Below are 26,198 nucleotides of genomic sequence, written 5' to 3'. Positions count from 1 at the left end.
CCCCGGGGCCTCGCACGCCTTCCTTTGGAGTGTTTTGAACGCGATGCTTTCCAAGCTCGGAACCCTCGGCATAGGCATTGTCCTCGCCCGCGTCTTGGGGCCGGAGTCCTTTGGTACCTTTTCAATCGCCCTCGTCGCACTCGTGGCCGTCCTGAGCTTCAACGAATTGGGCGTTTCATTGGCAATCGTCCGCTGGCCAGGTGACCCCAGCCGAATTGTCCCCACGGTCAACACCATTTCGGTTGGCAGCAGCGCTCTTTTCTGCGCTGCGGCATACTTTGCAGCTCCGCATTTCACGTCAGCCATGGGCGACCCCTCTGCCACCGTAGTAGTCCAGGTTCTCATTCTCAGCGTCTTAATCAATGGCATCGTGGCATCACCAGCCGCACTTCTTCAGCGTGAGTTCCGTGAAAAGACCCGACTCGGTATCGATCAGGTCAATGTCTGGGTGGGGGCAGTACTCTCACTGGTCCTGGCGTTCGCGGGTATGGGAGCCATGGCTCTGGCAGTAGGGAGGTTGGTCGGCAGCCTTATCTCCGGGGCGATGTTCCTGGCAAAGTCACCTCTTCCTTATCGGTTCGGCCTGGATCCGGCCCACTTTGGGCATCTCCTCCGATTCGGGTTGCCACTGGCAGGAACCAGCATCGTGTTCTTTGTTGTTGGTTACGCTGACCAACTTTCCGCAGGCATTCTGCTTGGCCCGATAGCACTCGCGTTCTACACAATGGCCTTCAACCTATCGAACTGGCCCGTGAGCATCTTTGCCCAACCGCTGCGGCGGGTGGCCCCCGCAGTGCTCTCCTCAGTGCAGCAGGACAAAGAGGCCATGCATTCATCCCTGGTTTCCATCATTGCGGTGGTGGCGGCCGCTGCTTTACCTGGGGTCTTCTTTCTGGCCGGTGTGGCAACGCCTCTTGTGAGGTTTGTCTACGGAAGCGATTGGGTGCCCGCTGCTGCTGCACTCGCCTGGCTTGTTGTTGCAGCGATGTGCAAGATCTTCAGCGATCTCTCGTACGACTACCTGGTGGTACGCGGAAAGTCGGGGCGGATACTCATGATCCAGACGGGAAGCATGCTGATCCTCATTCCCGTGCTCGTCGCCGGAGCAACTTGGTACGGCCTGCCCGGACTGGCAGGCGCACAAGCCATGGTGGCCGCGCTTGTAGTCCTCCCCCTTTACTTCTGGTGTCTATCCCGCGAAGGCATTTCGCTGCGGGGGATTTTTTACGCAACGTGGGTGTCATTGCTTGCGTCGTTGGCGGTGGGCGGGGCGTCCCTCACCGTGGCGTTATGGCTTCCCGGCGATTTTCTCATGCTCCTCTTTGCGGGCGTCCTCACGGCCGCGGTAACCGGACTGCTGCTCTTTCTTCGCCGTTCGGATTTGGGCACACTGCGCAGAATTGGACGCTCCACGCCGGCAAAGCCGGTAGAAATGCTCGCGAAAGGTTCGGCTGGGTGAAAATACTCGTTTACGCTCATGACCTCGGCGTTGGGGGCAGTCAACTGAATGCCATAGAACTGGCTGGTGCACTTCAACGTGACGGGCACGAGGCCGTCATTTTTGGCCGGCCTGGGCCTTTGGTGGACATCATCTCTGACTTGGGGCTGGAATTTGTGCCCGCCCCCATACTTCGGAGACGTCCCTCCGTTGCCGCGATCCGGGACCTGGTAGCCCTCTCACGAAGGCGCCAGTTCGACGTCCTCCACGGCTACGAATGGCCCCCCGCGTTGGAATGCTATCTTGCCGCAAGGCAACTGGCCGGAACGGTGGCGGTTTCCACCGTACTTTCGATGCGGGTGGCACCTTTCATTCCTGCTCATCTTCCACTTGCCGTCGGCACTCGGCTCATCGCTGATACGGAATCAAGCTCGGGCCGGACCCGCATCGCACTCATGGAGCCCCCGGTCGACACGGAGGTTAACCGTCCGGGTCTGGCTCTCGGTCAGGCAGAGTTCAAGAAGAACCTGAAACTCGAACCGGATACATACGTCGTATCACTGGTGTCCCGCCTGGCCCATCAGTTGAAGCTGGAAGGCATCCTTACAGCCATGGAAGTTGTGGCTGACCTGTCCCGCCTCCACAAAGTAACCCTGCTTGTTGCGGGCGACGGCCCTGCACAGGCTGAAGTTGCGAAACGTGCAGCACAGGTCAATCAACAGAGCGGGCGAAGGACAGTGATTCTGTTGGGTGAACTTAGCGACCCACGACCTGTCTACGACGTTGCAGATGTCTGCCTGGGCATGGGGGGATCTGCTCTCAAGGCGTTGTCTTTTGCCAAGCCTCTGGTGGTGCAGGGTGAGGGTGGCTTCTGGGAATTGCTGACGCCATCATCACTGCCTACCTTTCTTTTTCAGGGCTGGTACGGCGCCGGAAGCGATCCGACCTCTGGCCGCCGCGAGCTGGGCCGGATTCTTACAGGGCTCTTGCCGGCAGAAGAACTCCGAAAGGAACTCGGCACCTTCGGCCTGCAGGTGGTTCAAAGCCGATTTTCGCTGCATCGGGCCAAGGACGTGCAGCTGGCTATCTACTCCGATGCCGTCAGAAATAGACAGCAGCCGGCGAAGGAACTCAAAGGAGATGTCATCGCTGCCAGTCGGTTCATGAACTATGAAACCCGACGGATCGCCTCCCGGATCATGGGACGGTCGATTGCAGAGGATTTCAACGCTCGGCCCCTGACCGGGCCCTTGCTCAGCCCGCATTACGCGGAGGAGGCCCCACCTGCCACGGATACGTTTCGACTGCAGGAAACACAGGAGAAACCAGTGCGGAGGACACCACTGTCATGACGGTACTTGGCCCGATCGTTTGGATAGCCGGAACCAGCTGGGATGAAGTAGCTGCGACTGACAAATGCCTCGTTTCAGAAATTGCAGAATCCCGCTCAGTACTGTGGGTAGACCCGCCTGGTCCTCTCAATGGGAAAACCCTTATCGGCACCGCAAAGTGGAATGACGAGTTTGCTGAGGTCAAGAAGAACGTCTGGCGGCTGCGCGTTCCTCCTATGAAAGGAGCCTCCCGGCCGGTGATCCGGCATGTAAAGGCGTACTTGCTGGACCGAGTTACAAAGGCTGCTCTAAAGAAGCTCGGTTGGGAGCCGGAGGCAGTGGTTGTCTCCCACGCTTGTACCACCTTTCCCCGGTCAATTAGTGGGAAAAGGATTTACTTTGTGACCGACGACTGGCTTGCAGGGTCAAAGCTGACAGGGATCAGGCGCCAGGAGCTGCGACGGGTCTTGACACAGAATATGTCCCGAGCGGACACAGTTGCAGCAGTTTCCGACTCGCTGGTGATGCGACTGCAGACACTCAAATCCACCATCAGGAAGACGACAGCGCCGGACAGTCCCGCGTTCGAGATGCTGCCCAATGGTTGTTCGCCGTTTCCCGCTCCGGTCAAATTGATAAAACGGACCTCTTCGGCATACCTGGTGGGCCAACTGAACGAGCGTCTGGACCTTGGCGTTTTGAAGGCCTTACAGTCCGCCCGAGTCTCTCTTGTCGTCATTGGGCCACGAACGGACAGGGACCCGTCTTTCGGACGGCAGCTTGACGCTTTTCTGGCCTTGGACAATGTCCAGTGGCTGGGTCGCTTGGAGTCGGACGAGGTTCAAGGGCACCTGCAGATAGCGGGAGTAGGAATAACCCCATATGCCGATACACCGTTTAATCGCGCCAGCTTTCCTCTCAAGACTTTGGAGTATCTCGCGGCCGGCGTAGGCACTGTTTCGACGGATACACCTTCTGCCAGGTGGCTCAATACCGATCTGGTCGCCATCGGTGCGACCCCCAAGGAGTTCGTCAGCTCCGTGATCGCTGCACTCGCGGAAAAGGATGACGAGGAGCTGGACCGCAGGAGGAGGGAGTTTGCTTCCCTCCACAGTTGGGCAGCCCGGGCAGCCCGGTTCAACGAACTCGTAGGTCAACCCACAAGCGAGCTTTGCTCCACGCGCTCCAACTGACCCCGGGTGGAGCGATTACCGAATTCGAACGTGTCAAAGGAGACTACGGATGCGAATACCCGATGCTTTCTCGTGGTTTTCGACTGCTCTTATCGGTGAGGCGCCAGCGATAAGTTCACCCAAGTCATCGAAGCCCGTGTCTATTCCGCAGGGGCTGCAGTATGTTCCTGCCCTTGATGGCCTGCGCGCCGTGGCCATCCTGCTTGTCCTCATCCATCACGGGCTCCAGCCGCTGCCGTTCGCAGGATTCCTGGGCGTTGACATCTTCTTTGCCTTGTCCGGGTTCCTCATTACGACGATATTGCTCGCGGAACTGAACCGGAATCACCGGATCAGGTTAGGCCTTTTCTATTGGCGCAGGGCAGTTCGTTTGTATCCCGCACTGCTCGTCGCCATCGTGGCAATACTTCCTTTCGGCTTGCTCATAAGGGGAAGCAAGCATCTGTTCGAGGTCGCCTTGGCAGCCAGTGGCGGGTACCCGGAGCCCCTTGGCACTGAAGTCTGTCCTCTCAGTGCCGCCTGTCGTCTACGTGGGAAAGATCAGTTACGAGTTATACATCTGGCACTACCCCGTGGCAATCCTGTTCATGCTGGCCATAGGGACCGACCGGCTCATCGACGTCGGATGGTACGCCATACCGGCAAGTGCGGTCCTGGCAGTCCTCACCCACGAGGCCCTTGTTAAGCCCGCCGCCAAATGGAAGACAAAGTTCTCCTGACGGCCTGAAGGCTGTCCGACGAAACCCGGCGCGGAGGCCCGCAGTTTCCACACTGTTGCAGTAGTCAGTCCACAAAGCGTCAACGGTTCATCCCGGCGGCAACCAACGCCGCGTTAGTTTTGCAGCCAGGCCGACGGGTTCACCCGCCTTCAGGCGCTCCGAAAGAGGAAAGGAACGAACATCGTGACAGGCAAGCATGAGGTCAACAGCGATGACTCCACAACGGGAATGGGGGTGCGCGGCTATGTCCGGGTGGCAAGGCTCTACTGGCGGTCCATCGCGGTCATAGCAATTGTGGTCACGGCCTTGGTCACGCTCTGGGGCGCCCTCCAGCCGCGAATTTATGCGGCCGAGTCCAGCGCCCTTGTCCTCACCGTCGGTTCAGAGAATGTGAACACGCTCCTGACAGGCGATGCACTGGCGAAGTCCAAGATCAAGAATTACGAGTCGATTGCGGAATCCCGCCTGATCGCAGACCAGGTCATCGCGTCGGTGGGACTAAACACCACCGCTGACGCCCTGCTCCCCACGATTTCGGTGAATGTCCCTGTTGAAACGGCCGAAATCCGCATTACCGCCACTTCCCCGGATCCGGTGATGGCCCAGCGGGTAGCCGATGCGTGGATCAGCGAGCTGGCCAAACAGGTCCAACTACTTGAAAGCTCCGTTACCGCCGGACAGACATCCTCGCCAGCACTCCCGGTAGGCCTGGTTCCGCTCGATAAAGCGGTCCGTCCCGTTGCACCGATTTCCCCGAACATCCAACTGGCACTCCTGTTGGGTGCGGCTGCGGGTCTGCTCCTGGCCTACGCCACAGCCCTCCTCCGCCATCACCTTGACCGCCGGCTGCGAAGCTCCAGCGAAATCGAGCGCCTCTTCGAAGTTCCGGTGATCGGGACGCTCCCCTATGACCCGGACATCAGCGGGACCTTCAAGGTACTTGGCACTGAGCGCCATGAACTCCAGCAAACAGAAGTTCAGAACCGTGCCTTCATAGAGGCACTTCGGGCACTCAGGACGAACCTCAGGTTCCTCGACGTTGACCACCGTCCCCGCGTCATCCTGGTAACAAGCCCAATGACCTCCGAGGGCAAGTCGACGGTCGCCGGAAACCTGGCCGTGACAATGGCTGCCACCGGCGACCCCGTCGTTCTCGTCGATGGGGACCTCCGCCGTCCCCGCATTGCCGGAGCCTTCAATCTTGTTCCGGGGGTCGGGGTGACCAATGTACTGAGCGGACAGGCCCAATTGGTCGATGTGATCCAGGCCCCCACCGTCCTGTCGAACCTCTCCATTGTGGGCTCCGGACCAACCCCGCCGAACCCAAGCGAACTGCTGGGCACGAATGCCATGAAGCAGCTGCTCACCACCCTTGCCGCCGGGGCCACGGTGCTCATTGATGCTCCCCCTTTGCTTCCCGTCACGGACGCTGCTGTCCTCTCACGCGCGGCCGACGGTGTGATCGTTGTGGCCAAGGCCGGAGGAACCACCCGGGACGAACTTGAAAGGTCGCTGAAGACACTTCACACAGTCAAAGCCTCGGTCCTCGGGGTGATTTTCAACTGTGTTCCCACGAAGGGCGTTGATTCCTACGCCTATTACGGCTCCTACCTGGCAGCCCCGGATGTGTCAGTCTCCGGAAACCCGGACAGCACCGATTCTCACAAAGGCGCTCCCAAGGAAATCCGGGAAGCGTCCTAGCTGCCGCCAGCGGGAGGTTTCTGGAGTGGCTCCAACGCGAAACAGGAGAAGGAAGATGGCCAAAACTGTCGCAGTCGTCGGCACACGTGGTTATCCGAGCTATTACGGGGGGTTCGAAACCGCCGTCAGGAAGATCGCACCCTTTCTCGCCGACCAGGGCTGGGATGTCAATGTGTATTGCCGGCCCGGTTCGACCAAGGATGATGACGCCGCCCGCGACCCCCGTGTCCGGACCACCACAACTCAGGGGTTGGAAAGCAAGTCACTGAGTACCCTGTCATTTGGGCTCACCGCCGTTCTGCACTGCCTCCGGGAGAAGCCCGACGTCGCGCTGGTGATGAATGTGGCGAACGGGTTTTGGCTGCCACTGCTGAAACTGCGTGGCATACCTACGGTTGTGAACGTTGACGGAATTGAGTGGGAACGCGCCAAATGGAACGGCTTTGCAAAGCTCGTTTTCAAGCTGGGTGCCCGTCTTACTGCCCGTTTCGGGACTCTTCTGGTGAGTGACGCCGTCGAAATTCAACGGCGCTGGAAAGAGGACTTTGGCCGGGAATCGGTATTCATTCCATATGGGGGTGACGTTCCGGCTCCGTTGGAGGTAGTCCCGGGCCTCGCACACGACTCGTATGTACTCATGGTGGCCCGGTTCGTCCCTGAAAACACGGTGTCGGAGTTCTTTCAGGCTGTAGAGGACATAGCCGGTGAACATCCAGTGGTCATTGTGGGCTCCAGCGGATACGGAGGTTCCTTCGACGAGGACGCGAAGGCACTGGGCGCGCGGCACCCGAATGTCACCTGGCTTGGTCACCTCAGTGATGACAACAAGCTGCTCTCGCTGTGGCAACATGCAGGAGTTTACTTCCATGGCCACAGCGTGGGCGGGACAAATCCTGCCCTGGTGCAGGCAATGGCATGTGGAGCACCGGTGGTGGCGCGCCGCACCGCGTACAACAGCGAAGTCCTCGACAGCCCCGAGCATCTAGTGTCTGCGGATCCGGCCGTCATCGCGGGCGCACTGCGCCACATGTTGTCGGATGACGACCTCCGGCTAAAGGCAAGGCACGCAAACAGGGAGCGCGCCATCCTCCACTACAACTGGGCGGATGTTTGCGGCCGTTATGAACGCGCGCTTGTGTCGGCGATGGAGCCGTCGGGAAAACCAGCAAACCAGTTGGCGGTTGGGAAGGCCACATGACCATCCCGGACCTGGCGGCCGTGGTGGTGCACCACCGCAGCTACGGAACGCTGGGGCCCACCCTCGCAGCCCTGGCCGCCGGTGGCGTAGCCCCGGACCGTATCCTCGTGGTGGACAACAGTGAAGAGCCCGACCAACGGGCCGAGGTGGAGAATCTCATGCCCCCGGGCGCGCACGTGATCTACTGCGCGAACGCGGGTTACGGTGCGGCCGTCAACCGTGGGGCATCCTGGCATGAGGAAAACACCCCCGGATGGCGGTACCTTCTGGTCGCCACCCATGAGTCCCGGCCCGAGGCGGAATGCCTGCCCATCCTCCGCAGCGCCCTCGTGGAAGATCAGGGGACAGCCGTGGTTGGACCGGTCCTGGTCACGGGAGAGGAAGGGAAGACCATCTGGTCGGAGGGGGGACAATTCACCAAAGTCCTGGGCCTGCCCCGCCACCGCGGCCATCTGACGCGACGGCCTGAAACGTCTCCCGGTCCCCCGCACCCCGTGTCGTGGCTTGACGGCGCCTTCCTGATGTTCCGGCGCGGCATACTGGCCCACTACCCCATCGATGAAACCTATTTCCTCTATATGGAGGAAACGGACCATCATCAAACCCTCCAGCGCCACGGGTGGAAGGTAAAGGTCTGCCCGCAGGCTGTAGCTTGGCAGCATTCAAACGGAATTCCGCCGTTCTACCTGACCCGGAACATCCAACTCTTCCATGCGAAGAACGGGTCACGATTCCAGGCCCGGGCATCCGCACCGTATCTTTTGGTGCGGTCTACGGCCCGGGACCTCATCAAACACCAGCACCTGGACACGTTCCGTCCCCTGCTGTCCGGGCTTCGCGAGGGAAGCACGCTGGCTGCCGGAGCCCGGGCCATGCAACCGCAGGGGGTGATCATCGTAAACCCCCTGGGGGGCGCCCTTAAGCATTACACCAACGCGCTGCATCAGCATCTGGTGGACGCCGGAGTTCCGGCGCAGGTCCGCTCCCTTGACGAGCCCTCTGTCTCCGGCAAACACCGCCTCGCGTGGCTGCTGGAATACGTGGAACTGCTGGCGCGGGCCGGTTGGCAGACACGGCGTCGCAGCGCTCCACCCAGGATTTTGGTCACGTGGCCCGTTTTAGGGTTTTGGGACATCCTCCTGGTCAAGGTGATGTGCGGGAGTACCTCGTGGGTGGTCTACCACGACCCCACCCCGCTGGTCAGGTCGGCCGGAAGTGGCCGGGCCGCGTCCGCCCTCATGCGGAGGCTGAAAAGCCGGCCTGGAACGCTGGTGCACAGTGAAGAGGGTGCCAAAGCCATGCGGGCAAGGGGACTCGACACGTTGGCATTGGTACGCCACCCCGTTCTTCCACTCTCAACGGAGCAGTCCGCAACCCGTATGGGCGGCCGCGGGCCAGCCCCTCGGCCGCGGATCCGCGTGCTGGGGCAATACAAGCGGGACCGGGATCTGGACCTTTTGGAATTGCTCGCCGAACACCTTGGAGCCGACTACGACTGCGAGATCGTTGGCCGTGGGTGGCCGGCAGTCAAAGGATGGTCGGTGGATGCGCGATTCGTTCCGGAAGACGAGCTGGACCAGCTGATTGCAGGCAGCACCGTCATACTCATCCCCTATAAGCGGTTCTTCCAGAGCGGGATTGCCATCCGGGCCCTTGAGCACGCCGTTCCGGTGGTAGGGCGCTCCGAAACGAGCCTGGCGGAACTCTTTGGAGCGGAGTCACGGCTGCTGGTCAGTGAACAAAACGGCTCCGCGGGCGACGTGCACGCCTGGCTTCGGGCCATTGAATTCGCCGTTACCGACGGACGGGCAGAAGCCTCTAAGGCTGCCGAATCATTCCACCATCAGGCAGCGTGTGATTGGGCGCGCCTGGCAGCTCCCCGCACTCCCTGATGTAGCCCTGTCCCCATCACCAAGGGGCTTACTCCCTGCCGACGAGGGTGTCTTCCAAGCGGTGGCGGGGACCCGCTAAGGGCCCCCGGTTGGGGGGAGCAGCGATCATCGCGAGTCCGACAAACAGCCACGTCACGGGGAAGAATACGGCGTTGGAAAACAAGCTGCACACGAGCGTGAACAGCAGGAGTTGGCCCGGTATAGTGCGCACCCGCACCAACGCAAGACCTATCAGGAAGGCCATCAGGGGAAGGGCGAATAATGCGCCGTCCACCCACATCCCCAAGACCCAGTTGCTGGCCACGTTGTTCTGCGACTCGCCCACTGTATCTATTTGGCCCCAAACACCTACCCGTCCCGCAGAGCTAAGGCCATGACCATACACCGGGATGGACCGGGCCAGTTCGAAGAGCGAATCGTTTTGCCTGATCCGTGCCTGCCCGGAAATATCGTCCTCCTGGACCGTCCCCAGCATCGTGGACGCCCGGGCAGCCACATCCTCCTGCAATTGCGGAACTGCCGCTACGGCCACGATGGCAGCGACAGAGGCAACAATTATGGCGGCGCGTCGGCCCCGCCTTGGGCCCGTTCCGGCAGTGGTCGATCCGCGGTACCTGTGGACCGCGGATGCCACAGTTGCGGCAGCTATGCACACCAGGAGTGCAATCCACGAAGCCCGGGCCATGGCCAGGACAAACACGGTGATATTCGGCAGGAAGAGTGCCACCTTTGCCGGCTGGGACATCGAGAGCCGCCAGCTGAGAAGCACGCCCACGCCGGAGAACATTCCAAGCCAGTCAGGTTCAGGGTAGATCCCTGTGGGCCGGCCGATGGAGCTGACGTGAAGGTGCCAGAGATCCAAGGGGATGACTTGGAAGACCTGCAGTACTCCCACGGCGCTGCCGACGGTGGAGACGGCCAGCAGGCCCCACAGCATGGCCGTCACATCCTTACGGTTGGACGTCAGGGCTACGAGCGCCGCCGACACCGCGAGTCCCAGAAGCTGAAGGCCAAGGGTTGGGCTGTTGACCAGGTCGCCGAGAAGTGTGGTCGAGGCCAGCAGCAATGCGGCTGCCAGTAACGCCGCAACCGGCTTGAAGGCGGCTCTGTTCCTTGCCCGGCCGGGTAGGAAGACCCAGGCAACGGCGAGGAGCGTGAAGATATGGACCTTGAAAATCTGGACTCCAACGAGCCCTGCGGAAACGCCGAGAAGGAACGCAAGAATATTCCGGCGGCCCGGATGCGTGAGGGCAACCACCGCCCCCAGCGCGGCCGCAGCGAATCCCAACCCAAGGTAAAGAGCTTCGGTGAACAGCCCCATGAGTTCCAGCCTTTCCCTGCCAGCCAAGGCGCAACTGCAAAGCGGGGTCCGCCCTGCCGGCGTCTGCCCTCTTACCGTAAAGCGGGCGCAATGCAGGAACTAGGGCGTCTGCCAGGGCATGTGGCTACCCGCAAGGACCTTTGTGGTGCCGCAAAGTACGGGAACTACGCGGCGGTCCCGTAGAACAGCTCCGTGACGGCAGCCAGGCGGTACGGATCCTCGACGCCGCACAGCTCACGGGCCGAGTGCATGGACAGGAGCGGCACGCCCACGTCCACGGTCCTGATGCCCAGGCGGGTGGCGGTGAGCGGACCGATCGTGGAACCGCACGGAACCACGTTGTTGGACACGAACTCCTGGTACGGCACGCCGGCATCGCCGCAGAGCCGTGCCCAGAAGGCAGCACCGAACGCGTCCGTGGCGTAGCGCTGGTTGGCATTGATCTTCAGCAGCGGGCCGCCGTTCAGCACGGGGTGGTTGGCGGGGTCGTGCCGCTCGGGGTAGTTAGGGTGCACTGCGTGCCCGGCGTCAGCGGAGAGGCAGAACGACGCCGACAGGGCCTGCCGCCGCTGGCCCGACGTTGCGCCCAGGCTGTCCGAGATGCGGACCAGCACGTCCTCAAGGATGGGTCCGCACGCACCGGAGCGGGAGTTCGAGCCGATTTCCTCGTGGTCGAAGGCGGCGAGCACCGCAATGGGGCCGCCGGTGCCGGCGGAACCGGCGTGGGCAACCAGCGCCGCCAGCCCTGCATGCGTGGCTGAAAGGTTGTCCAGCCGCCCTGACGCGAAGAACTCCCCCTTGCCCCCGAAAACCGCAGGCGCCTGCGTGTCCGCAATGACGACGTCGTACCCGCCAATCTGTCCCGGATCCACGGAGGCGCCGGCAACCGAGTCCGCCAGGACGCCCAGCAGGTCAGCCTCCGAGGGATTCCCCAACCCCCACACCGGATTCATGTGCCGCTGTTTGTCCAGGGTGAGCCCCTCGTTCACCGCCCGGTCCAGGTGGATGGCCAGCTGCGGGAACCGGAGCAGCGGGCCCGTGGCCGTGAGGTGCTCAGTGCCATTGAGCATCACCAGCCGGCCCGCAAGCCGGAGCTCGCGGTCGAGCCAGGAATTCAGCAGCGGTCCGCCGTAGATTTCCACCCCGGCCTGGAGCCAGCCGTGGGCGCCGGTGGTGGGCTTGGGCTTGAGTTTGAAGGACGGCGAATCTGTGTGCGCCCCAAGGATGTTGAACCCGGTGGTCGGTCCCGCACCTTCGGGGACCGACCACGCTGTCAGGGCGCCGTCCCTGATGATGAAGAAGGAACCTGCCCCGCCCTCCCACGGCTGCCGCTCATCCAGGCGGGTGAACCCAGCCTCCTCGAGCCGGCGGCCCCCCTCATGCGCGGCATGGAAGCTCGACGGCGATGCGCTGACATAGGCGCCAAGGTCCTGGATGTGGTCTGCGGCAGACGAAGGCAAAGGCATGGTCCCGAGTCTAGCGCCGCGCCTACTCGGCGGGTGCCGCTGCAGGCTCGGCCGGCACGGCCGACTGGCTGGCAGCAACGCCCTTCCGCCGGTAACGAAGGACGCCCAGTACCACCACCACGGCCGCCAGCGCCAGTGACAGCAACAGGGATTCCCGCGTGGATTCCACGATCACCATGCCGATGAGCAGGGCCACGATGCTGATGATCGCTGCCCAGGTGAGGTACGGGAACAGCCACATCTTCAGCTGCAGGTCCTTGGCCGCGGCCCCCATGCGGCGGCGGAGGACCAACTGCGAGGCCGAGATAACCAGCCACACGAACAGGGCGATGGCGCCTGAGGTGTTGACCAGGAAGAGGAATACGGTGTCCGGGGCAATGTAGTTCAGGCCCACGGTTACGAAGCCGACCACCGTTGAAGCAAGGACAGCCGCAGCGGGGACGCCGCGCCGGGAGATGCGGGTCCATGAGCGCGGAGCGTCACCGCGGGTGGAGAGCGAGAAGAGCATGCGACTGGCAGTGTAGAGGCCAGAGTTCAGGCAGGAGAGCACGGAGGTAAGCACCACGACGTCCATGATGGTTCCGGCGCCGGGAATGCCGAACAGTTCGATGACGGCGACGTAGGGGCTCTTTGCCACGGAGGCAGAGTTCCACGGAAGCAGCGTAACCACCACGGCAATGGAGCCGATGTAGAAGACCAGGATGCGCCACACGGTGGACTTCACGGCCTTCTTCACGGCATCCACGGGGTTCTCGGATTCGCCGGCTGCGATGGTGGCGATCTCAGCGCCAAAGAAGGAAAAGACCACCACCAGGATGCCGGCCAGGACCGCGCCCGGACCGTTGGGCATGAACCCGCCGTTATTGATCAGGTTGCTCAGTCCGGGAGCGGGGACGCCGGGAATGAGGCCCAGGATGGCGGCGGCGCCGAAGAGCAGGAAGAGGACGATTGCCGCCACCTTGATGGAGGCGAACCAGAATTCGAACTCGCCGTAGGACTTCACGGAACCAAGGTTGGTAAGCGTAAGCAGCACCATGAGCACCAATGCCCAGACCCACTGGTCAATGCCAGGCACCCAGCGGTGCATGATGGCGGCGCCGGCCGTGGCCTCGATTCCCAGGACGATGATCCAGAACCAGGCGTAGAGCCAGCCGATGCTGAATCCGGCCCAGCGGCCCAGTGCCTTGTCCGCATAGGTGGAGAACGAGCCTGTTTCGGGGTTGGCTGCGGCCATCTCGCCCAGCATGCGCATCACCAGGATGACCACCAACCCGGCGGCTGCGTACGCCACGAGGATGCCCGGGCCGGCCTGCTGGATGGCTGCCCCCGAGCCGACGAAAAGGCCTGCACCAATGACGCCGGCGATGGCGATCATGGACAGGTGCCTGGGTTTCAGGGACTTTGAGAGTTGCTGGTCAGCATGCATGGAAGCGCCGTCCTGTTGGGAAATAGCATGGGTTGAGCGACGTACCTTGGTGGACCACCGGCGGACCGTGTGGTGCACCACATCGTCGTTTCACCCTAGATCCGCCATTATGCGCCTTGCTTTGTGCAGTCCAACAGATCTGGTTCCCCGGAACAGGACGGCTCTCCAAGCAAGAACCATCAGCGGCAAGAAAAGTTTCCTGGCAGGCATATTTGTAATGTGCCAGAAACCACGCGCACGCCGCGAGGCGCGAGGCGGAAGCAGGGGTAGCTACACGTCCCGGCGCTTCAGCAGGACGGCAGCCAGCAGGAGGGGAATGACCACCCAGGCGCCGAGGACCAGCCCGGCCTGCCATGCCTCAAGGGTGTCCGGAACGTGCTGGGAAGCCGTCAGGGGATCGACGGTGTTGCCAGGCAGGTACTTGCGGGCTTCCTCGAAGAAGTCCCCCGGGATGAGCTGGAAGGCGATCGGTGCCACGAAGAAGATGCCCACAAGGCTCATGATGCCGCCCGCGGAATTCCTCAGCAACGTTCCCAGTGCCATGCCGATCGCGGCGACGGCTGCCACGTAGATGCTGTTGACCAGGAGCAGCTTCACGGACTGGGAGCTGGCCAGGTCCAGTGTGAGGCCGTAGTTGTCCAGGATGGGAACAGCCACCAGGCCGGCAATCCAGGTGGACACGGCGGTGACGGCGAAGGAGGCCACGATCACCACCACGAGCTTCGCGGCGAAGGCGGGGAGCCGCTTGGGCACGGCTGCGAAGGTGGACCGTGCCATGCCGGTGGTGAATTCCGAGCTCATCAGGAGCACGCCCAGGGACCCCAGGATCAGTTGGGCGAAGGCGATGCCCGAGGTGGGCACACTGACGGCAAGGTCTCCGCCCTGGCTGGCCATCCTGGCGGCCGCCTGCGGATCGCGGGTGGCCGCATCAGCGAACTGGCCGGTCCCCCACGCGGACAGCGCACCGAACCCCACCATGACCACTGCGGTGGAAGCAAGCAGGATCAGGGTGGAAAGGAGGCTGCGGAACTTGATGATTTCCGAGTTGAGGACCCGGAAAAAGGTGGGGCCCGGAAGCGGCCGTCCCGCCTTGCTGTGGACCGGGCCGGCGGGAGAGGCCGCCGGTTCGCGGGACGGTGTGGATTCAGTGGTCAGGGAGCTCATTACTTGCTTACCTCCGCAGCGGGCAGGGAATGGTATTCGACGTCGTCCTTGGTCAGTTCCATGTATGCCTCCTCGAGGCTGGCAACGAGGGGCGTGAGTTCGTAGACCATGACCTGGTTTTCCAAGGCCGTCGAGGCGATTGTCCTGGGCTCCAGGCCCGTTACTTCGAGCAGCTCCCGTTCCGGGACGTTGATGAATGCACCCCTTGCGGCCAGCAGCTGATGGAGCCGGTCGGGTTGATCGGTGCGGACGCGGACGCGGGACTGGCCCTTGCCGGTGATGATGTCCCGGATGGGGGCGTCAGCAATGACCCGGCCTCGGCCGATGACGATGAGGTGGTCGGCGGTCTGTGCCATTTCGCTCATCAGGTGGCTCGAGAGGAATACGGTGCGCCCCTGTCCGGCGAGGTAGCGGACCAGGTTCCGCACCCACACCACGCCCTCAGGGTCCAGTCCGTTGACCGGTTCGTCGAGGATCAGGGTCTGCGGGTCCCCCAGGAGGGCCGCCGCAATACCCAGCCGTTGGCCCATGCCCAGGGAGAAACCACCTGCCTTCTTGCGTGCCACAGCGTCCAGGCCGGTCATTTCGATTACCTCGTGCACCCGGGCTTTGGGGATGCTGTGCGTTGCCGCCATGGCCAGCAGGTGGTTGTAGGCACTGCGGCTGGTGTGGACCGCTTTGGCGTCAAGCAGGGCACCCACCTGGCGCAGGGGTGCTTTGTGCCGGACATATGGCAGGCCGTTCACCGTTACAGATCCGGACGTGGGCCGGTCCAGTCCCATGATCATGCGCATGGTGGTGGACTTTCCTGCCCCGTTGGGGCCCAGGAAGCCTGTGACCTGCCCTGCACTGACGGTGAAGCTGACGCCGGCCACGGCGGTTTTGGCGCCGTAGACCTTGGTCAGCCCGTTTGCCTCGATCATGAATCATCCTTTGAACAGCAGCGCGGGGCCGCGGAGGGTTTCGGTGGGTGTTCATGGCCCACGCTACCGAGGTCCAGGCGGCTTTTCGCCGGAATCAGGGATGATTCAGGGGAGAATCAGGGTCCGCCGTGGCCGCTGAGTCAGGAACGGGGTGAGTAGTACGTCAGTGCCCTCGGCCGGACATGGTAGGCGACGCTTCGGACTCCGGCCAGCGCCTCCCCGTCCACCGCCAGCGCCATGGGTGTGCCATCGGCGTCAACCCTGACCTCCTTGGCCTCGCGGAGGTGGGTGATCCTGGAACTTGCCACTGTTCCCGTGAGCACGGACCAGAGCAGCCGGAGCCGGGCGAAGGACTCGTCAGCCGTGATCAGCCGGACATCCAGCACTCCGTCGTCCATGACGGGCCGGATCAGGGGTGCGTGGTCGCGTGGGTAGTAGCGTCCCCGGCCCAGGTAGGCAATCCACACCTTGTGCCGGACGCCGTCCACCGTCAGCGTGGTGGGCGTGCCCCCGGCAAAGGTCCTGAACATGGCAACAACACCGGCCAGCGGCTTTCCGAGTGCGGGCTGCAGGTGCTCCCGGCGCCGGACAAAGTTTGGGTAGAGGCCGATGCTGGACGTGTTCAGCATTGCCACTTCCGATACTTCGGGATCCCCGGCAAGGCCGCGTTCCGCGGATACCACCCCAATGTCCGCCAAGGCCGCCTCACCGTTGCTTGCCGCCCGCACCGCGTCCTTCAGGCTGCCCGTCCCCGCATCCCGGGCAAAGTGGTTGAGGGTTCCGCCGGGCAGGACCAGCAAGGGCAAGGATCGTGCGACGGCGGCAGCGGCCGCGGCGCCGACGGTCCCGTCACCACCCCACACGCCAAGCGCGCGGGTGCCGGTGAAATCGGCGGTGTCCGCGATCCGTTTCACCAGGTCTTCATCAGGCTGCACCGTGTTTATATGCGCTTTGGGAAATACTTCCTGGAGTGCGCTGGCTGTTTCCTCTTTGAAGGATCCACCCAACGTGTTCACGACGATGCTGAGGCCTTCACCGCCAGGCAGCTCGGGCGCGGTGGTCCATGCGCGGGTAGTTGCCGGGGTCGGCGGGCGGACCGGCCACCAGTGGCGGGTCACCAGGGCGGCACCGGCCCCCAGCGCTGAACCGAACAGGACGTCGGAGGGCCAGTGCGCGCCGGTGTGCACCCTCGAGTACGCCACCCCCAGGGCCGCCGGGGCAAGCGCGGCTCCCAGGGTAGGCCGGACCAGGCCAGCACCCACAGCGAACGCCACGGCGGATGCTGAATGGCCGGACGGCATTGAGGAACTGGTGGGTTGCGGGTGCACGAAGCGGAAGACCGGCAGATGTTCAGGCAGCGGACGGGTTCGGGGGAGCAGCGTCTTAAACACCACGTTGGTCACAGCCGAGGCCACCCCTTGGGCAATCAGGCCGTGCAGCGCCGCCCTCCGCGTCCTGCCAGGAAAGAGTGCCAGGACCGCCGCAGTCCCCATCCACAGCTTGCCCTGGTTGGCTGAGGCGGAAAGCCGTCGGAAGAAGACATCGTGGTTGCCGCCCGGCAAGCGGGAAACATGCGCCAAAAGGTATCTATCGAACCGGCTGATCCACGTCCGGCCTCGCGGCCTGCTGCTGTGCATGTGATCACCCTAACCCCAACGGTTACTCCCGCTTGCTGGACTCCGGGGCCGCGGCGTCCCCGGACATCGACTCCTGACCCGGATCCAGCACACCGGGCTCCTGATCCACTTGCAGGGGCCTCGCAGCTCCGGCGAGCAACAGTGCCACCAGGATGGGCGCCATGATGGCCAGCAGTGCCGTGTGGATCCCCGTGAGGTCACCGAGGTAGCCGAGCAGAGGCGGCCCGGCGAGGAACGAAATATACCCCAACGTGGATACAACGGAAACCCGCGCCGCTGAATGTTTCGGGTCGTCAGATGCCGCGGACATCCCCATTGGAAAGGCGAGGGCGGCACCCACGCCCCAAAGCGCCGCACCAATTCCAGCCAGCCAGATGTTGGATGCCAGTACAAAGAGTCCCAGGCCCGCAGCCGCTGCCGCCATGCTGGCCCGCAATACCGCAACACGCCCGTACCTGTCGATGACCTGGCCGCCCAGGAAACGCATCGCCGTCATGGCCAGGACGAACAGGGCGAACATGAGGGCACCCGTGGATTCGGAGGCGCCAATGCCGTCCACGGACGCCTTGGCGATCCAGTCGTTTCCGGCCCCCTCCGTGAGAGTGGCGCCCAGAACCACCACCCCGATCAGCAGCGTCCTGCTGTCCCGCCACGCGGAAGGCCCCTTGGCAGGTTTCGGCTCTCCCACCGCGACGGCCGTTGACAGGTGGGGAAGGAAGTGGCGTGGCACGACCAGGGCCACCACCACCACCACGGCTGCGATCACCAGAAGATGCAGCGGAAGGTCCACACCCAAAGTGGACAGCGCTGCCCCGATGAGCGCCCCCACAAAGGCACCGCCGCTGAAGGCCGCATGGAACTGCGGCATGATGGTCCGCCGGAGCTTGTGCTCTACGTCGGCCCCTTCTATGTTCTGCGCCACGTCCCATAGCCCGATCCCGATGCCGAAGAAGAACAGCGACACCGCCGTTCCGGGGATGGATGTCAGCGAAAGGGAGAGGGCAATGCCCATGCCTGCTGCCGCCGCCAGCACGCCCGCAAAGCGCACGGTGTTGGCTGTACCGATCCGGCCGACCACCAGGCCAGCCGTGGGAAGCGCAAGCAGCGAGCCGATGGCCGTGCACAGCAGCAGGGTGCCCATTTGGCCGGAGGTGATCTGCAGCGTTTGCGTAACGGCGGGAATCCTGGCCGCCCAGCTGGCGAAGACCAATCCGTTGACGCCGAAGACCACGAACGTGGCCGCGGCCGCTGCTTTTAATCCTGCCCGCTCTTCGGTTCCGGTATTGCTGCTCATACACTCACTACTTCCACTGGGTATTTGTCGAGTTCAGCGCGGTCCTGTACGCTGAATTGCCGGTCTGTCACGATGAGGTCCGCCCGGTCGAGGCCCGCCACGAGCGGCAGACGGCGTAACCACGGCACCTGCGCTTGAGACAATGGGCGCTCTATCAGCGGGTGCGCTGTACGCGCTGCTCATCCCACACGGGTTCTGTGGACTCGTACACTTTGCCGTCCGAGCCGAACACCAGGAACCTGTCGAACGTCCGCGCGAACCACCGGTCGTGCGTCACAGCCAGCACAGTGCCCTCGAAGTGGTCGATGGCACGTTCCAGGGCTTCGGCCGAATGCAGGTCCAGGTTGTCCGTGGGCTCGTCCAGCAGGAGCAGTGTGGCACCGCTGAGCTGCAGGAGCAGGATCTGGAACCGTGCCTGCTGCCCGCCGGAAAGGGACTCGTACTTCTGCTCCGACTGCGCCGCCAGGCCGTAGCCGTCCAAGGCGCCCGCGGCGGCCTCGCGGCCCAGCCCGGAGCGGTGTTCGTCGCCACGGTGCAGGATCTCCAGCAGGGTTTTGCCCAGGAGATCGGGGCGAACATGGGTCTGGGCGAAGAAGCCGGGGCGGATCCGCGCACCCAGTTTCACGGTCCCTTCGTGCGGCACCTCGGCTATGTCCACGTCCGAGACGGGCAGGTGTTCGCGTTCGGGGTCCGTGCCGCCGGTGGCCAGCAGCCGCAGGAAGTGTGACTTTCCGGAGCCGTTGGAACCCAGGACGCCCACCCGGTCGCCGAACCACACCTCGGTTGAGAACGGCTTCATGAGGCCCGTCAGCTCGAGCCGCTCGGCCACAATGGCGCGTTTGGCGGTCCGCCCGCCCTTGAGCCGCATCTGGACGTTCTGCTCGATGGGCAGGGCCTCGGGCGGTCCCACTTCCAGGAACTTGGCCAGACGCGTCTGGGCAGCGTGGTAGCGGTTGGCCATGTCGGAACGGAAGGCGGCCTTGTTCTTGTACATGTTGACGAGTTCCTTGAGCTTGATGTGCTCCTCGTCCCAGCGTTTGCGCAGTTCCTCAAAGCGCGCGTTGCGGTCTGCGCGCGCCTCCACGTAGGAGCCGAAGCCGCCGCCGTGGATCCAGGCCCCTGCCCCGTTGATGCTCGGTTCCAGGGTGACGATGCGCCCGGCGGCGTTGTTCAGCAGTTCCCGGTCATGGCTGATGAAGAAGACGGTTTTCTTTGAGTCGTTCAGCTTTTCCTCAAGCCAGCGCTTCCCCGGGACGTCCAGGTAGTTGTCCGGCTCGTCCAGGAGCAGGAGGTCGTCCGGGCCGGCAAACAGTGCCTCCAGCACCAGACGCTTCTGCTCACCGCCGGAAAGGCTCGACGCCGGGCGGTGCTGCGCACGGTCAAAGGGCATTCCCAGCGCGGCCGTGCAGACCTCGTCCCAGACGGTTTCGACGTCGTAGCCGCCCGCGTCCCCCCAGTCGACGATCGCCTGGGCGTACCGCATCTGGGTGGGCTCGTCGTCGTGTTCGATCATGGCCAGTTCTGCCTCATCAACCTCGCGGGCAGCGGCCGCGAGGGCCGGAGGAGCGGCAGAGACCAGGAGGTCCCGCACGGAGGAGCCGTCCCGGACCTGGCCCACGAACTGGCGCATGATGCCCATGGTTCCGGAGCGTCCCACCACGCCCTCGTCGGGAACAAGATCCCCGGCGATGATGCGGAACAGCGTGGTCTTACCTGTGCCGTTGGGCCCGATCAGGGCGGTCTTGGTGCCGTCCGGAACCTTGAAGGTCACCCCGTTCAGGAGCTGGGTGCCGTCGGAGAGGAAGTAGTCGATGCCGGAAACGTCAATATGGGCCACGCCGTCAATCCTCCCATGCCTGTTCCTAGCCGGCGGCGGTAAGGAACTGCTTCAGCAGCGGGCCGGAGGTGGTGGCGCCCAGGCCGCCGTCCTCCACGAAGACGGCCACGGCCAGGTCGCCGTGGACGGCAACGATCCAGGCGTGGGTCTTGGGCGGGTTCTCTGTGCCGAATTCGGCGGTTCCGGTCTTGGCCCCCACCGGTGCCCCCGGGACGCTGGAGAGGAAGCCTGCGTGCCCGGACGTTACGACGGCGCGCATCATGTCGGCCAGCGAGGCCGCTTCGGCTGCGGTGATGGGTTTGTCCGACGCCGTTGAGGGCGCTTCAGCCGTAGCGGTGGCCGACGCTTCGGCTGCTGGAGCGGTCGAGCCTGCGGTCGTTCCGGCGGCGGGAGCACCGGCGTCGGGATTAAGGACCAGTTGAGCCGAAACCGGGGCACCCTTGGCGACGGATCCGGCCATGATCGCCGCAGCCAGCGGGGACAGCAGCACCTTGCCCTGGCCGATCATGGATGCCGCGTGTTCGGTGCCCTGGGCCTCACCGGGGACGGAACCCAGGAAGGCTTCCGCACCAAGTTTGGGCGCCTCGACCGCCACTCCCATGGACGTGGCGGCGGCTTCGAGCTGGCCCTGTGAGACGGAATCGCGCTGCGAGATGAAGGCCGTATTGCAGGAATGCGCGAAGGCATCCCGCAGTGTCACCGCCCCCAGCGAGGATTCCGGATAGCCTTCGGAGTTCTTGAAGGTCCGTCCGTCCACGGTAAGGGTGGGGGTGCACTGGACGGTGGAGTCCGGCGTCATGCCGTTGCGGAACATGGCAAGGGAATCAACCATCTTGAAGATGGAGCCCGGGGCGTACTGCCCCAGCATCGCAGTGTTGTAACCGTTGCTGCCCGGCCCGGAGGCCGCTGCCAGCACGGCCCCCGTGGAAGGACGCAGCGCCACGATGGCGGACGCGGGCCCCACTTTGTCCAAGGTGCTCTCGGCCAGCGTCTGCAGCCGGGGATCGAGGGTGGTCTTCAGCGGGGTCCCGGGCTTGGGGTCCACCTGGAAGAGGACGCGGCGGGGGTCGGTGCCCGCGGACTGGATCTGTTCGCGGGTCAGGTCGGCACGCTGTGCACGGACCACGACGGCATCCGATCCGCGGAGCTGTTCATCGTACTGCTGCTGGAGCCCGCCGATGCCGGTGACGTCGCCGGCAACCAGGGCGCCGTTTGATGCCTCGATCTGCTCGGCGGAGGCTTCCCCCACCGAGCCGAGCACGGCACGGGCGAACGTCCGGCTCGGGGCCAGCGGGATTGATGCTGGAATGCCACGGGCACCCGGGATGGCCTGGATCTGCTCATTGGAGATGGTCCGGCCCTCTTCCCGCAGGGTGATTGCGGACACGAAGGCCTGGGCACCTGCTGCCTTGACCTGCTGCACGTAAGCGGCGGGGTCCACGCCTACCAACGCTGCCAGCTTTCCTGCCGAATCCGCGGGATCTGCGCCGCCAAGCTGCGGTTTGTCGATCCCCACGTTCACCACCGGACGGTAGGTCACCAGCGGGACATCACCGGCACCCAGGATGTCTGCCCGTTTGGGTGACTGGGAGCCCTTTGTCACAATCTCGCTGTCCGCAAGGCCCGGTGCCAGCATGGCCGGGTCCCAGACGGTAAGCCACTTGTCGCCGGACTTCTTGAAGTTCGCCGCCAGGGTGTACTTCCACTCCGCATCGCCGAACTTCCAGGTGTAGTCCAGCGGTGCGGATGCCTTGTCCCCGTCCAGCGTGAGTCCGCCTGCCTGGACCTCTGGTTTTTGCGGGTCCAGGGCCGCGAAGACCTGCTTGAGCTGGTCGTTGGCCGCTGCGGCGTCCTTGCCGTCAAAGGCCACGGACCCGACATCCAGTGCCGAGACCGCGCCGGCCAACTGTTGTGCGGCGGCTTCCGCCCCGGATTTTCCGTCGTCGCAGGCCACCAGCGAGGTTCCGAGGATGAGCGCAGCTACGGCCAGCGAAAGTTTTGTTGATTTCCCCATCGCGCCATTATCCCCCGGCCCGGCCGCCTGCTGCGCCACGGCGCAGCAGGTCAGGACCCTAAAAGCCCAGGTCCGGGAGCGGCAGCTTGAAGACGTCCTTGAGGGCGTACCTGGCGGCATGCATCCCGGGCATGCCCGTCACCCCCGGGCCCGGCGGCGTGGAGGACGAGCACAGGTAGACGCCCAGCAACGGCGTCCGCCACGGAACTGGGGAGACCACCGGCTTCTGGATCAGCCCGCGCACGTCCATGATGCCGGCGCTGAAGTCGCCACCGACGTAGTTGCGGTTGTACTCAGCCAACTCCGCCGCTGTGATGACGTGCGATTCCACCACCAGGTCGCGGAAGCCGGGCGCGAACCGTTCCAGCTGGGCCACCACCTGGCTGGTCATGTCCTTGGTGGAGCCGGAGGGGACATGGCAGTAGGTCCACAACGTGTGCCTGCCTGCAGGGGCCCGGCTGGAGTCAAAGCGGGACGGCTGGGCCACGAGTACGTAAGGCCGCTCGGGATGGCGACCGGCACTGACTTCGTTTTCGGAGCGTGCCAATTCAGCCCTCGTACCGCCGACATGGACGGTACCGGCGTCGGAAAGTCCCGCACCTTGCCAGGGCACCGGGCCGGACAGGATGAAATCGACCTTGCAGGAACCGTTGCCGTAGCGGAAACGCTCCAGAGCCCGCCGATAGTGGCCCGGAAGTGAGCTGCCTGCCATGTTTAGAAGTCCCCGGGGGGCCACGTCCAGCAGGGTGGCCCGGGCGGCCGGGAGCTGCTCCAGCCTGTCTATGGGTGTTTCAGTGTGGATCACGCCGCCGTGGGCGCGGATGTCATCCGCCAGTGCTGCCGCGATCGAGGCGGAACCGCCGCGGGGGATGGGCCATCCCCCTGCATGTCCCAGGGCACCAAGCATGAGACCCGCCCCGGAGGCTGCCAGGGACGGCAGGTGTGAAATGGCGTGGGCAGCCACCCCGCTCAGGAGGGCCGGTGCAAGCTCTTCCCGGAACCGGAGGTTCCAGAGACCGGTGCCTTGTTCCAGGGTCCGCAGCCCGTAGATGCCCGCTATGAGCGGGTTCCGGGGGACCCGGAGGAGCTGGTTCTGGGTCAAGTCCATGACGTCATCGATATGGCGGACCAGCGGTTCCATGAGCCGGCGGTAGGCCGGGCCATCCTGTCCAAGTGCTTCCGCCGTCCTGTCCAGCGACTTGTACGCCAGCGCTGCGCGGCCACCCTCCAGCGGCGACCCAAAGGAGATCTCCGGGGTGATCAGGTCAACCCTTCGGGGCAGCTCGAAGGCGCGGAAGAACGGGGAAGCCACGGCCATCGGATGCACGGCGGAGCAAACGTCGTGGAAGTGGCCGGGCTGCATCAACTCGGTGGTCCGTGTGCCACCACCGATCTTTGATGCTGCCTCGAAGACCTCCACTGAGAGCCCGGCGCGTGCCATGACCGCCGCTGCCGAGAGCCCGTTCGGACCGGAGCCTACTACCGTGACATCAGGCATGGGACCTTGCTTTCAAAGGTAGAGGCGAACGGTCCGCGGCGTCGGCGAAGGGACCGCCATGAGGATCGTCAACGTGGTGCCGGCGGATGGGGTCGTAAGCGGGGTTGTAGATGTCCCAGGTGACCCGCACCATGAGGTACGCCACCGCGGCCATGTGCGCGGCAACGGCCAGGACGTAGTACGGCATGTCCAGGTTGTGCTGGGAGGAACCTGCGCTGGTCACTTGTCCAAGGTACATCCAGACCGCAGCCCAATGCAGGGCTTCGATGCCCTGCCAGACCATGAAGTCGCGCCACCGCGGCCGGGCCAGGGCCAGGAGCGGGATCAGCCACACCACGTACTGGGGTGAATAGACCTTGCTGGTGAAGATGAACGCTGCGACGATCAGGAAGGCGAGCTGGGCCAAACGGGGACGACGGGGCGCCGTCAGGGCGACAACCGCAATCCCGGCACAGGCCAGCACAAAGAACCCCGCGGACAGGACGCTGACACCGTCGGCCCCCAGCGTGGACCAGCCCAACCTGCCCGCCACCAGGTTGTAGGCAAACCAGGCCGAGCTGTATCCCGCGCCCCTGTCGGCACTGTACTGGAAGAAATAGCCCCACCCGGAAGGGTTTACCGCCGCGAACGGAAGATTAACCAGCAGCCACGTCCCGGCCGCACTGCCCGCAGTGACCAGGAACGGCCGCCATTTACCGGTCCGGACCGCGAGCAGCAGTATGGCTCCCAGGACCAGGAGTGGATACAGCTTGGTGGCGGTGGCCAGCCCGATCAGCACGCCCGCAAGTACGGGCCGCCTCCTGGCGAAAAAATACATGCCCACGGCAAGCAGGCAGGCAGCCCACAGATCCCAGTTGATGGTGCCGGCGAGCACGATCCCCGGTGCAACCGCCACCATGGCCGCATCCCAGGGCCGGCGGCCGGGCATGCGCGCCACCACCACCACGGTGACCATGGCCACCGCCGCCAGCAGCAGGGTGTTGATATCGAAGTAGGCCAGAGCCATGGCGTTGATATCTCCGCCGGGCACCAACCAGGCAGTGATGCCTGCGATCAGTCCGATGAGCACCGGGTATTCGAACTGGCTGCCGCTGCCCAGGATGGGGAAGATGCCATCCGCCATCCCACGGTTCCGGAACAGTTCAGGGAAGTCCGAGTAGCAGGTGGCGTAGAACTGTGTGGGCGTCTCCCAGCCGTTGGCCCGGCAGTACCCCTTCAGCAGGATCCCCAGCAGGGCTGCCAGCGCCGTAAGGACGATGAGCACCCTCTCCACCGTAAAGCGGCCGGGGGAGACCACGCCCGGTTCCGTCCTGGTCCCCAACGGGCCACCGACCACCTCCGTGAAATTCCGCAGCAGGTTGTCGCTGCGGCTGGGCACCACGATTCGGGGCCGTCGTGCATCCTCCGGCGGCTGGGTCTCGTGCATGGCATCGAGCTTACCGCCGGCCCCGTCCTGGCGGATCAGTGTTGGCAGGAACGGGGCCGGCCGTCAGCGCAGGCCGCCCAGCTGCTGGTGCAGGAGCACGAAGACATCGTTCCGATGGTGCTCCAGCAGGGCGCTGTTGAAGGAACTGCGGCGCTGCAGGGTGCGGGACAGGAGTCCCATGATCTTTTCCATCAAGGAAGCCACCTCCTTTCTTTGATCACTGAGTGAAAAATGGCACGTTGAATTAGCCCGGCTTTTAGGCGCAACAAACCGCATAAATACGGGCGCGGGGACTCCACAAAGGGAATTAGCGGAAATTGCACGCAGGCAGCGCAATTTAATGGGTGCTGCCCAGGAAAGAAGCCGTAAGGGAATTGCCTCAGAACTCTTTCGGGCAGGGACTATTCGAGTACAGCGCAGGGGCTATGCCAGGAGCTTTTCCAGGGAGTCAGCGGGGAAACGCAGCGGTCCGGAGCCGGGCGGGAGCCAAAGCTCCGGCCCGCCTGCTGATGCTGGTGCCGGTTAGCGGCGCCGCGGCGAGCCCGGGAAGGCAACCGTGCGGCGGGAACCGGAGTAGACCGAGGCTACGCGCGCGTGATCAGCAAAGGCCGGGAACGCATTGACGGGGGCATTCCATTCGCCAGTCAAAGTCATCATTATCCCAACCTCCTTTTCTGCTGTCCGCTGCGTTGATTGCGATGCGGTCTAAGACCCAGGCAG

At 63.9% G+C, this 26,198-nt stretch carries 20 protein-coding genes and 1 pseudogene; 8 read left to right on the top strand and 13 right to left on the bottom strand.

Annotated features, from left to right (window positions below; genetic code table 11):
• Positions 1-34: 34 nt before the first annotated feature.
• The 8 genes and pseudogenes from QF031_RS20365 (at position 35) to QF031_RS20330 (ending at position 9,472) form a co-directional block, all read left to right on the top strand.
• Positions 35-1,459: an oligosaccharide flippase family protein gene (locus QF031_RS20365; protein ID WP_307432502.1), complete on the top strand. Its 1,425-nt coding sequence runs from the start codon at positions 35-37 to the stop codon at positions 1,457-1,459.
• Positions 1,456-2,790 (top strand): glycosyltransferase, encoded by a 1,335-nt coding sequence (locus tag QF031_RS20360; RefSeq protein WP_307432500.1) that lies wholly within the window; start codon positions 1,456-1,458, stop codon positions 2,788-2,790. The genes QF031_RS20365 and QF031_RS20360 overlap by 4 nt, the downstream gene beginning before the upstream one ends.
• Positions 2,787-3,962 (top strand): glycosyltransferase, encoded by a 1,176-nt coding sequence (locus tag QF031_RS20355; RefSeq protein ID WP_307432498.1) that lies wholly within the window; start codon positions 2,787-2,789, stop codon positions 3,960-3,962. Before QF031_RS20360 ends, QF031_RS20355 begins: the two co-directional genes overlap by 4 nt.
• A 49-nt stretch (positions 3,963-4,011) precedes the next feature.
• Positions 4,012-4,338: pseudogene (locus QF031_RS20350) on the top strand (acyltransferase family protein); the annotation flags it as partial.
• Between the two features lie 112 nt (positions 4,339-4,450).
• Positions 4,451-4,681, top strand: a complete 231-nt coding sequence (locus tag QF031_RS20345) for a hypothetical protein (protein ID WP_307433589.1) — start codon at positions 4,451-4,453, stop codon at positions 4,679-4,681.
• A gap of 183 nt (positions 4,682-4,864) precedes the next feature.
• Complete coding sequence (locus QF031_RS20340; RefSeq protein WP_307432497.1) at positions 4,865-6,382, top strand: polysaccharide biosynthesis tyrosine autokinase; 1,518 nt, start codon at positions 4,865-4,867, stop codon at positions 6,380-6,382.
• 55 nt (positions 6,383-6,437) lie between these two features.
• On the top strand, positions 6,438-7,580 hold the full coding sequence (locus QF031_RS20335) for a glycosyltransferase (protein ID WP_307432495.1): 1,143 nt from the start codon (positions 6,438-6,440) through the stop codon (positions 7,578-7,580).
• Entirely contained in the window at positions 7,577-9,472 is a 1,896-nt protein-coding gene (locus QF031_RS20330; RefSeq protein ID WP_307432492.1) for a glycosyltransferase family 2 protein, read from the top strand. Before QF031_RS20335 ends, QF031_RS20330 begins: the two co-directional genes overlap by 4 nt.
• Positions 9,473-9,500: 28 nt before the next feature.
• Here QF031_RS20330 and QF031_RS20325 read toward each other — a convergent pair whose 3' ends face one another.
• The 13 genes from QF031_RS20325 to QF031_RS20265 form a co-directional block, all read right to left on the bottom strand.
• Positions 9,501-10,793 (bottom strand): O-antigen ligase family protein, encoded by a 1,293-nt coding sequence (locus QF031_RS20325; protein ID WP_307432489.1) that lies wholly within the window; start codon positions 10,791-10,793, stop codon positions 9,501-9,503.
• 164 nt (positions 10,794-10,957) lie between these two features.
• Complete coding sequence (locus QF031_RS20320) at positions 10,958-12,259, bottom strand: M18 family aminopeptidase (RefSeq protein WP_307432486.1); 1,302 nt, start codon at positions 12,257-12,259, stop codon at positions 10,958-10,960.
• A 22-nt stretch (positions 12,260-12,281) separates the two neighbouring features.
• Positions 12,282-13,685 carry an amino acid permease gene (locus QF031_RS20315; RefSeq protein ID WP_307432484.1) on the bottom strand — a complete coding sequence of 468 codons (1,404 nt, stop codon included), beginning with the start codon at positions 13,683-13,685 and terminating at the stop codon, positions 12,282-12,284.
• Between the two features lie 270 nt (positions 13,686-13,955).
• The gene (locus QF031_RS20310; protein ID WP_307432483.1) at positions 13,956-14,849 is read right to left on the bottom strand and encodes an ABC transporter permease; all 894 of its coding nucleotides are present in this window, start codon (positions 14,847-14,849) and stop codon (positions 13,956-13,958) included.
• Positions 14,849-15,772 (bottom strand): ABC transporter ATP-binding protein, encoded by a 924-nt coding sequence (locus QF031_RS20305; protein WP_307432479.1) that lies wholly within the window; start codon positions 15,770-15,772, stop codon positions 14,849-14,851. The genes QF031_RS20310 and QF031_RS20305 overlap by 1 nt, the downstream gene beginning before the upstream one ends.
• 140 nt (positions 15,773-15,912) lie before the next feature.
• Positions 15,913-17,409, bottom strand: a complete 1,497-nt coding sequence (locus QF031_RS20300) for a bifunctional phosphatase PAP2/diacylglycerol kinase family protein (RefSeq protein ID WP_307432476.1) — start codon at positions 17,407-17,409, stop codon at positions 15,913-15,915.
• 22 nt (positions 17,410-17,431) lie between these two features.
• Positions 17,432-18,703 (bottom strand): MFS transporter, encoded by a 1,272-nt coding sequence (locus QF031_RS20295; protein WP_307432473.1) that lies wholly within the window; start codon positions 18,701-18,703, stop codon positions 17,432-17,434.
• 154 nt (positions 18,704-18,857) lie between these two features.
• Positions 18,858-20,540 carry an ATP-binding cassette domain-containing protein gene (locus QF031_RS20290; RefSeq protein ID WP_307432470.1) on the bottom strand — a complete coding sequence of 561 codons (1,683 nt, stop codon included), beginning with the start codon at positions 20,538-20,540 and terminating at the stop codon, positions 18,858-18,860.
• 25 nt (positions 20,541-20,565) lie between these two features.
• Positions 20,566-22,554, bottom strand: coding sequence for a penicillin-binding transpeptidase domain-containing protein (locus tag QF031_RS20285; RefSeq protein ID WP_307432468.1), 1,989 nt, complete (start codon positions 22,552-22,554; stop codon positions 20,566-20,568).
• Between the two features lie 58 nt (positions 22,555-22,612).
• Entirely contained in the window at positions 22,613-24,052 is a 1,440-nt protein-coding gene (locus QF031_RS20280; protein WP_307432466.1) for a phytoene desaturase family protein, read from the bottom strand.
• On the bottom strand, positions 24,045-25,478 hold the full coding sequence (locus QF031_RS20275; protein ID WP_307432463.1) for a glycosyltransferase family 87 protein: 1,434 nt from the start codon (positions 25,476-25,478) through the stop codon (positions 24,045-24,047). Before QF031_RS20275 ends, QF031_RS20280 begins: the two co-directional genes overlap by 8 nt.
• Before the next feature lie 63 nt (positions 25,479-25,541).
• Complete coding sequence (locus tag QF031_RS20270) at positions 25,542-25,682, bottom strand: hypothetical protein (protein WP_307432461.1); 141 nt, start codon at positions 25,680-25,682, stop codon at positions 25,542-25,544.
• 318 nt (positions 25,683-26,000) lie between these two features.
• Positions 26,001-26,135 (bottom strand): hypothetical protein, encoded by a 135-nt coding sequence (locus QF031_RS20265; RefSeq protein WP_307432458.1) that lies wholly within the window; start codon positions 26,133-26,135, stop codon positions 26,001-26,003.
• Between the last annotated feature and the right edge of the window lie 63 nt (positions 26,136-26,198).

Source organism: Pseudarthrobacter defluvii (assembly GCF_030816725.1).
Lineage (GTDB): Bacteria > Actinomycetota > Actinomycetes > Actinomycetales > Micrococcaceae > Arthrobacter > Arthrobacter defluvii_A.
The sequence above is the reverse complement of the archived record's forward strand: the minus strand, read 5'-3'. Positions and strand labels throughout refer to the sequence as shown.